The following is a 521-nucleotide window of genomic DNA, read 5'->3' as shown; positions in this document are numbered from 1 at the left end:
GGACTTCAAGGATTAACATTTGTGCGTTGGTGCTTACCGTACCCGAGAAGAGGAACGCGGCGTTCATCACGAAGCCCATCAGTGCGGCGAAGGTGGTGAAGGTACCGAGGATCAGCCCCAGACCAACCAGGAACTCACCGTAAGGCACCAGGAAGTTAAAGAGTCCGACATTCGGCAGAGCAACGTGTTCCAGGAAGGCTGCCCACCAGCCTTGTACGGCTGGATGGTCGCCGGTGCTGTTCGCGATCGCTCCGGTCAGGAAGCCTGCGGCATCGAAACCGCCGGTGATTTTGTGATAGCCAGCTTCGATCCATTGGTAGCCAAGGTAGACGCGGATGACGGTCAAGAGCCACATTGCCACTTTGTTTGTTCTGAGGAAATTGTTAAACATAAGAACCACTCCTTTGATTTATCTTTAGTTTTTGTTTTTGGGATGATCATCTTTGATGTCTTTATTATATGTGATTTTTTTCACTATATATGTGATTTAAATCACAAATATCAGAATTTGAGAAAATAAA

Annotated in this window: 1 protein-coding gene; it reads right to left on the bottom strand. The window is 47.2% G+C overall.

Going from position 1 to position 521, the window contains the following annotated elements; all coding sequences use genetic code 11:
* Nucleotides 1-391 (bottom strand): DoxX family membrane protein (locus PBA01S_RS22635; protein ID WP_164744240.1); only part of this gene is annotated, 391 nt, incomplete at its 3' end.
* Nucleotides 392-521: the final 130 nt, after the last annotated feature.

This window comes from Paenibacillus barengoltzii NBRC 101215, from assembly GCF_004000745.1.
Lineage (GTDB): Bacteria > Bacillota > Bacilli > Paenibacillales > Paenibacillaceae > Fontibacillus > Fontibacillus barengoltzii.
Note: the sequence above shows the minus strand (reverse complement) of the source record. Positions and strands in the feature narration are given on the sequence as shown.